The organism is Mycobacterium sp. NGS22 (assembly GCF_059813095.1).
Map to the genome: position 1 here is coordinate 248357 of NZ_JCALDY010000006.1, position 7562 is coordinate 255918.

Sequence of the window (7562 nt, forward strand, 5' to 3'; positions counted from 1 at the left end):
AGCAGACGCGAAAGCCCCTTGTTTCGGCACGAAACAGGGGCTTTTGCGTCTGCTCGGCATCAGTGGCGTCTGGTCGAGGCCTCCTCGGCTTCGTCCGAAACCTCGCTGCAGGCAGCGAGATTCAGCGGACGCGCCAACTGGGTGGGCGCCGCGCGACCACGCAGCTCGACCACCTCACCCACGTCCCAGCACAGCGCCTCGGAGTCCAGCGCCCCGCTGACCGCGATCGCCGACGCCAGCACGTGGCCCTCTTCCAGTTTGGCCAGCTCGGTCAGCCGGGCGGCCTCGTTGACCGGGTCACCGATGACGGTGTACTCGAACCGGGCCTGGGCGCCGATGTGGCCGGCTATGGCCCGGCCGGAGGAGACGCCGATGCCGAATTCGGCGGACCCGAGCACCGGGATCAGTTCGTCGTGCAACTCACGGGCCGCCGCCAACGCCGCTCCCGCGCCGTCGGGATGCTCGATCGGCGCGCCGAAGATCGCCAGCGCCGCGTCGCCCTGGAACTTGTTGACGAACCCGCCGTGGCGGCCGACGGTGTCGACGACGACCCGGAAGAACTCGTTGAGCAGGTGGACGACTTCGGCGGGCGGACGCGTAGCCGCCAACTGGGTCGAGCCCACCAGGTCCACGAAGAGCACCGCGACGTCGCGTTCCTGCCCGCCCAGTTCGGTACCGCGCTCGAGCGCCCGGCGGGCGACGTCCTCGCCCACGTAACGACCGAACAGGTCGCGCAGCCGCTGCCGCTCCGAGAGGTCGCGGACCATGTCGTTGAACCCGGCCTGCAGCAGTCCGAGCTCGCTGGCGTCGTAGATCTGCATGTGGGCGTTGTAGTTGCCGCGCTGTACCTCCGACAGGGCCCAGCGCAGCTGGCGTAGCGGGTCGGCGATGGACATCGACACCAGCAGCGTGCCGGCCGCGCCGATGGCCAACGCCGCCAGCGCCAACAGCAGGATGGGGTTGAACAATGCGCTGGGGGAGGCGTGCAGCAGGGCGATCTTGTCCGAAACCACGGCCAGCACGATCGCCACCAGCGGCACCGCCGTGGACAGAACCCAGGTCAGCATCAGCCGCAGGATGACGCCGGGTGCCCGCACGTTTTCGGGCACCCCGCTGCGCAGCGCCGCGACCGCCACCGGGCGCAGCACCCGCTCGGACTGCAGATAACCGATGATCCCCGTCGCGGTGGCGCCCAGGGCGTTCGCAACGACCACCACCGGCACGGCGTGCCGGGCCACCGACCAACTGGCGATCACGAAGACCATGCTGCCGACGGCCCAGGACACCGCGCTGACCACCGTGCGATAGAACGGCATCCGCAGCGCTCGGGTGCGGGCCAGTTCCGTGGTGGACGGGTCGGCTTCGACCAGCAGGTTGTCGCGACGCTGCCAGCGGAAAACCGGCATCAGCAGGCGCAGGTTCCAGGCGAACCCGAACAGAAACAGCAAGATGACCGTGGCAACGAAGATCACCACGTTGGCAGGCGGGAGGTCCTGTAGCTGGATGCGGTCGCGGGGCGGCAATCCGTAGCGCAGGAAGCCCAACACGAACAGCCCGCCGATGATGTCGGCCTGCAACATGCTCAGGGAGAAGACCGGCCACGGGGTGCGCACCACCCACCGTGCGAATGCAGCGATTCGCCGGGGGAAGGTTGCCACCGTGTTCACGAACCCACCGTATCGGTCAGCGGCGACTCGTCGGTAACCGGAAATGGGCCCGGCATGCCCTCCGACGAGGGCGAAAGCTGGGCAAAGATCACGGAATTGTCGCGAAACGGACGCTGATCGGTCTCTGTCGGAGGCGCTCACTACTGTTGCCGATGATGACGGGAGTGTTTACGCGGCTGGTAGGCCAGGAAGTCGTGGAAGCCGAGTTGTTGGCGGCAGCCCGGGACGCCCGCCGGGATAGTCGGGGTGACCAGGCTCACGCGGCTTCGAGCCCCGGAACTATGACACATGCCTGGCTCATCACCGGACCGCCGGGCTCGGGACGTTCGGTAGCCGCGCTGTGCTTCGCCGCCGCGCTGCAATGTACGTCGGAGTCCGAGCCCGGTTGCGGGAGCTGTCGGGCGTGCACGACGACCATGGCGGGCACCCACGCCGACGTCCGGCGGGTCATTCCCGAAGGTCTGTCCATCGGTGTGGACGAGATGCGCGGCATCGTGCAGATCGCCTCACGGCGCCCGACCACCGGCCACCACCAGATCGTTCTCATCGAGGACGCCGATCGGTTGACCGAGGGGGCCGCCAACGCGCTGCTGAAGGTCGTCGAGGAGCCTCCGCCGTCGACGGTCTTCTTGCTGTGCGCCCCCTCGGTGGATCCCGAGGACATCGCGATCACGCTGCGCTCCCGGTGCCGGCACGTTGCGCTGGTGACGCCGTCCACCGAGGCGATCGCCCAGGTCCTCGCCGACGGCGACGGGCTGGATGCCGAGACGGCGCAGTGGGCGGCCTCGGTCAGCGGCGGTCACGTCGGGCGGGCGCGCCGGCTGGCCACCGACCCCGAAGCCCGGCAACGACGCGAGCGGGCGCTGGAACTGATCCGCGACGCGACCCGGCCCTCACGGGCCTACGCCGCCGCGGAGGAGTTGGTCGCCGCCGCCGAAGCCGAGGCGGTGGCGTTGACCGCCGATCGCGCCGAAGCGGAGACCGAGGAACTGCGCACGGCGCTGGGGGCCGGCGGTACCGGCAAGGGCGCCGCCGGGGCGATCAGGGGTTCCGCCGGAGCGATCAAGGACCTGGAACGACGGCAGAAATCCCGTCATACCCGTGCCTCGCGGGACGCGCTGGACCGTGCCTTGATCGATCTGGCCACCTATTTCCGCGATGCGCTGGTGGTTTCGGCGAACGCGGGCCGGATTCGGGCGAACCATCCGGACATGGCCGAGCGGGTGGGCGCGCTGGCCGCGCACGCCAGCCCCGAGCGACTGTTGCGCTGCGTGGAGGCCGTCCTGGCCTGCCGCGAAGCGCTGAGCACCAACGTCAAGCCCAAATTCGCGGTCGACGCCATGGTGGCCACGATCGGCCAGGAATTGCGCTGACGACGGGGCGGCGGTCGGACTTGGGTCGGTCCGGCGCTCTGCCGTAGACTCGTGCCGCCCGAAGCGGCAGGCCGCCTTAGCTCAGTCGGTAGAGCGATTCACTCGTAATGAATAGGTCAGGAGTTCGATTCTCCTAGGCGGCTCCAACTCGCGGCGACGGCACACGCTACCGATGGTGCGGCGGTGCTTCGTCGCGCAGTCGGTCTTCGTCCCACGCCGTTCGCATCAGGTCCTCGTCGGCGAACCGCTCGAGATCCTCGCGGGTGATGCGCGGGCGCGGTTTCGGCGTATCGGGTGCCGAGGCCGGCGGTTCGGAACTCACGAATCCATTCTCTCAGCCACCCGTTGACTATCCGGACGCGCCGGGAGTGCCGAAGAGGATCCCGCGGGCGCCGCCGGGGCCGGCGGTGCCGGGAGTCGCGGGTGGAGAAGCGGTTCCGCCCGGGCCACCGTTTCCGCCGTTGCCGATCAGCTGCGCGGACCCTCCGACGCCGCCGTTTCCCCCGCCCCCGGGAGAAGTACCGGCGCCGAGTGCGAAGCCGCCCCTTCCGCCGGCCCCGCCTGCTCCGCCATTGCCGTACAGCAGCCCGCCGCCGCCCCCGCTCGCGCCGGCCCCGCCCTTGCCGCCGCTCTCGCCGCCGATACCACCCGCGATGTCGCCGCCGCGGCCCCCGCCGCCGCCGGCTCCACCACTGCCGATCAGCGTGCCCCCGGCACCGCCGACACCACCGGACCCCCCGCGGCCTCCGTTGCTGCCAAGGCTGGCGTTGTTTGCACCGGCCCCGCCGAAACCGCCGCCACCGCCCGCGCCGTACACCAGACCTCCGGCGCCGCCGGCGCCGCCATTGCCGCCGACCGCGCCGTTTCCGATGCCGTCCCCGCCGGTGCCGCCGAAACCGCCGTCGCCGAACAGGCCGGCACTGCCGCCGTTGCCGCCGTCGCCGCCCTTTGCCTGGACGTACGCGTTTCCCCCGTTGCCCCCGTCGCCGGCGTCGCCGCTGAGCCAGCCGCCGTTGCCGCCGTCGCCACCGCGCCCGCCGCCACTACCGGGTGCCGCGGACGCCGTCTGGGCGTGGCCGCCTTCCCCGCCGTAGCCTCCGTTACCCCACATTCCGGCTGATCCGCCGGTCCCGCCTGCGCCCCCGAGGTTTCCGACTGGACCGATTCCGCCCGCCCCGCCCATCCCGCCGTCGCCGAACAGCCAGCCGCCGCGTCCACCGGCACCACCGGCCATCCCGCCGAGTCCGCCCTTGCCACCGATCCCGCCATTACCGATCAGGCCGGCATCGCCGCCGGCGCCGCCGGCCTGATTAGTCCCGCCCGCCGCGCCGTTGCCGCCGTTGCCGTACAGGAATCCGCCGGCACCTCCGGCGCCGCCGGGCGTCGTCGCGTCGGCGCCGTTGCCGATCAGCGGACGGCCCAGCAGTGTCTGGGTGGGTGTGTTGATCAGGTCGACAACCGGTTGCAGCGGACCGACGTTGAGGGCCTCGGCCGTCGCGTACGCCCCGGCTCCGGCCGTGAGCGTCTGCACGAACTGCTGGTGCAACGCCGCGACGTGCGCGCTCACGGCCTGGTATTGCTGCGCGTACACGCCGAACAGCGCGGTCAGCGCGGCCGAGATTTCGTCGGCTCCGGCGGCCAATACCGTTGAAGTAGGAAGGGCCGCAACAAGATTCGCCGCGCGGAGCGATTCCCCGATGCCGGCCAGGTCTGTCGCCGCCGACGCCAGATACTCCGGGGCCGCTGTCAGATAGGACATCGTCGTCCTCCCGCCGCTAGGGGAAACTCAGCTTATCGCCGTGACGGCTCCGCAGGTCGATGTTCAGGCAGATCAGGTGGGGGCCAGGAAACCCACCGGTCCCGACGCCAGGCACAGCGCAAGGGCGGCGGTGCTGGCCTGCACCGTGATCGCGTCTCCGGCGCCCGGCAACCGGACATAGACACGGTTGAGTCCGGGATGCACCGGAACCTTCACCTCGGGGCCCTCGGAGAGGGCCAGCATCATCGAGCCGTCGGTGTTCGCCAAGTAGTTCAGTTCAACGGTCCAGTCGGCCGGCAGCAGCGGACCATCCAGGATCAGGCGGGCCGGCTGGTCGGGAGCGGCGAAGTAACCACATTGCTCGACGGGCCCAGGTCTGATCGTCCGCACCCAGGTCACCCGGGCGTCGACGAGTTGACCTTTGCTGTTCAACATTCGCAGTGCCGTTGTCGCCGAAGCGAATTCAGGCCGGTCACGAAGCAGAGCGAACAGGTGGCTGGCCAGGTTCTCCGGCCACGCCACCCGCTGCAGGACCAGCGGGTCGACTTCCTGATCCAGCAGCGGCACAGTCGGATTCGCGCTTGCCAGACCGTTACGGGCGTTCTTCAGATACGGTTCGGCGGGGTTGTCCCGCCACGCCGTCCGGAATGTTGCCGTCGAATACAGGCTGCTCGCCAGAAAAGACAGTGCCACAACGGATGTCGTCGCGGTGCGTAGCCGGGACGCGTCCAGCCACCCCGCCGATTCGCGGTTGGGCGCGGTCAACGCGATCGCGGACAGCAATGTGAGTACCACCACGAGGTCGGGGAAATACCGCAGCGTTTGTGCCAGTTCCAGTGCGGTGAACCGCGAGGACCGCATCAGGTAGATCGGCACCTGGCAGGCCACGGCGTACCCGGCCGCGCTGAGCCACACGGGCCCTATGCGCTGCTTGCGGATCAGCGAAACCGCCAGCACGCCAACCAAAGTCAGCCAGCCCAGCGTCATCACCAACGGACCCGGGGTGGCCCATGGGGAGGCCGGCGCCCACCGCGCCCAATCCCACGGTCCGCCAGCCAGACCCGGCACGATGCCGTGGGTGATCGAGCGACGCAGCAGCGCCCACGTCATCGTCAGATCCGAACTCCAGCGCCGCTGGTCGACCACCGACAAGTAGAGGGTCACCCAACCGGCGGTCAGTGCCAGCGACCCCACCCACAGCCGACGCCCCTCGCGCCAAACGGCGCGCACCGGGCTCGGCTCACCCGCGACGTGACACAGCAGGGCGACCACCGCGAAGGCCACGAACGGGATCACCGCGGCCTTCTCGAAGAACAACAGCCCGCCGAGATAGGCCAGCACCGCGGTGACCGCGTAGCGTTGACGACCGGTGCGGATCAGCAACACGGCGTCCCCGCACACCCAGGCCAGCGCAGCCAGCATCGGCAGCGAGTTCAGTGCCGCCGCCCACCACGCGAATCCCGGCAGACCCAGCGGCGTGAACAGTGCGAACGTCAACGGCAGCAACAACACCGGCCGCCAGCCCAGGATCAGATACAGCGTGCGCAGCAACGCCAGGGACGCCAGCAGTTGCAGCACCACCAGGCTGACCGCCGGGCCGGTCCAGTCCAGCGGCGCCAGTCGGATGATCGCCCCGGCCACCAGGAACGCACCCGGCATCACGTGCCCGTCGTGGTCGTCGAACAGGTAGGACGGGGACAGCAGATCCTGGGTGCCGGCCCGGCCGATGAGAATCAGGTCATCCCAGTAGAAATATCCGCCGAACGCCAGCACCGCGCGAATGCCCAACTGCACCGCGATCAACACCGCTGCCGCCGTCGCCACTCTGTATGGTGGGCCGGTGCGCGCACTGGTCACCGGGGCAGCCGGTTTCATCGGGTCGACGCTAGTCGACCGTCTCGTCGCCGACGGCCACACGGTGGCGAGCCTGGACAACTTCGCGACCGGCCGCGCAACCAACCTCGAGCACCTCGCCGACAACCCGGCGCACGTCTTCGTCGAGGCCGACATCGTGACCGCGGACCTGGACGCCGTCCTCGACGAACACCGCCCGGAGGTGGTATTCCACCTGGCCGCACAGATCGACGTGCGGCACTCGGTGGCAGACCCGCAGTTCGACGCGTCGGTCAACGTGATCGGCACCATCCGGCTGGCCGAGGCGGCGCGGCGCGCGCAGGTGCGCAAGGTGGTGCACACCTCCTCGGGCGGGTCGATCTACGGGGTGCCGCCGGTGTATCCGACGCCCGAGACGGTGCCCACCGATCCGGCTTCGCCATACGCCGCGGGAAAGGTGGCCGGTGAGATCTACCTGAACACCTTCCGGCATCTGTACGGTCTGGACTGTTCGCATATCGCGCCCGCCAATGTCTACGGCCCGCGTCAAGATCCGCACGGTGAGGCCGGAGTGGTGGCGATCTTCGCGCAGGCATTGCTGGAGGGCAGGGCCACCAAGGTGTTCGGTGACGGCTCCAACACCCGCGACTACGTGTTCGTCGACGACGTCGTCGACGCCTTCGTCAAGGCGTCCGGAACGGCGGGCGGCGGGCAACGCTTCAACGTCGGCACCGGCATCGAAACGTCCGACCGGCAACTGCACACGGCGGTCGCGGCGTCCGTCGGCGGTCCCGACGACCCCGAGTTCCATCCGCCGCGGCTGGGTGACCTGAAGCGTTCGTGTCTTGACATCGGTTTGGCGGCAAGGGTTTTGGGCTGGCGGCCACAGGTCGAGTTGGCAGAGGGCGTGCGCCGGACGGTGGACTATTT

The 7562-nt window shown here is 69.7% G+C and carries 6 protein-coding genes and 1 tRNA gene; 3 read left to right on the forward strand and 4 right to left on the reverse strand.

Annotated elements, in window-relative coordinates; genetic code table 11:
• Window positions 1-59: 59 nt before the first annotated feature.
• Window positions 60-1712 carry an adenylate/guanylate cyclase domain-containing protein gene (locus AC5Y47_RS08205; RefSeq protein ID WP_499943429.1) on the reverse strand — a complete coding sequence of 551 codons (1653 nt, stop codon included), beginning with the start codon at window positions 1710-1712 and terminating at the stop codon, window positions 60-62.
• Window positions 1713-1822: 110 nt separating this feature from the next.
• Here AC5Y47_RS08205 and AC5Y47_RS08210 point away from each other — a divergent pair, with 110 nt between their 5' ends.
• Both AC5Y47_RS08210 and AC5Y47_RS08215 read left to right on the forward strand, forming a co-directional pair.
• Window positions 1823-3040 carry a DNA polymerase III subunit delta' gene (locus AC5Y47_RS08210; protein ID WP_499943410.1) on the forward strand — a complete coding sequence of 406 codons (1218 nt, stop codon included), beginning with the start codon at window positions 1823-1825 and terminating at the stop codon, window positions 3038-3040.
• A 70-nt stretch (window positions 3041-3110) separates the two neighbouring features.
• Window positions 3111-3186: transfer RNA gene (locus AC5Y47_RS08215), tRNA-Thr, on the forward strand.
• Between the two features lie 20 nt (window positions 3187-3206).
• Here AC5Y47_RS08215 and AC5Y47_RS08220 read toward each other — a convergent pair.
• From AC5Y47_RS08220 to AC5Y47_RS08230, 3 genes are all read right to left on the reverse strand, one after another.
• Window positions 3207-3362, reverse strand: coding sequence for a hypothetical protein (locus AC5Y47_RS08220; protein WP_499943411.1), 156 nt, complete (start codon window positions 3360-3362; stop codon window positions 3207-3209).
• Window positions 3363-3389: 27 nt separating this feature from the next.
• Window positions 3390-4799 (reverse strand): PE family protein, encoded by a 1410-nt coding sequence (locus AC5Y47_RS08225; protein WP_499943412.1) that lies wholly within the window; start codon window positions 4797-4799, stop codon window positions 3390-3392.
• Window positions 4800-4871: 72 nt separating this feature from the next.
• On the reverse strand, window positions 4872-6674 hold the full coding sequence (locus AC5Y47_RS08230; RefSeq protein ID WP_499943413.1) for a hypothetical protein: 1803 nt from the start codon (window positions 6672-6674) through the stop codon (window positions 4872-4874).
• Between AC5Y47_RS08230 and AC5Y47_RS08235 the strand changes: the two genes are divergently transcribed.
• The coding region (locus AC5Y47_RS08235) for an NAD-dependent epimerase/dehydratase family protein (protein WP_499943415.1) at window positions 6640-7562 on the forward strand (923 nt) is incomplete at its 3' end. The two genes, AC5Y47_RS08230 and AC5Y47_RS08235, sit on opposite strands and share 35 nt — an antisense overlap.

Bases quoted from the DNA above. Each gene is read 5' to 3' on its own strand.
- AC5Y47_RS08210 (WP_499943410.1), top strand. From the start codon at position 1,823: ATGACGGGAGTGTTTACGCGGCTGGTAGGCCAGGAAGTCGTGGAAGCC.
- AC5Y47_RS08225 (WP_499943412.1), bottom strand. From the start codon at position 4,799: ATGTCCTATCTGACAGCGGCCCCGGAGTATCTGGCGTCGGCGGCGACA.
- AC5Y47_RS08230 (WP_499943413.1), bottom strand. From the start codon at position 6,674: ATGAAACCGGCTGCCCCGGTGACCAGTGCGCGCACCGGCCCACCATAC.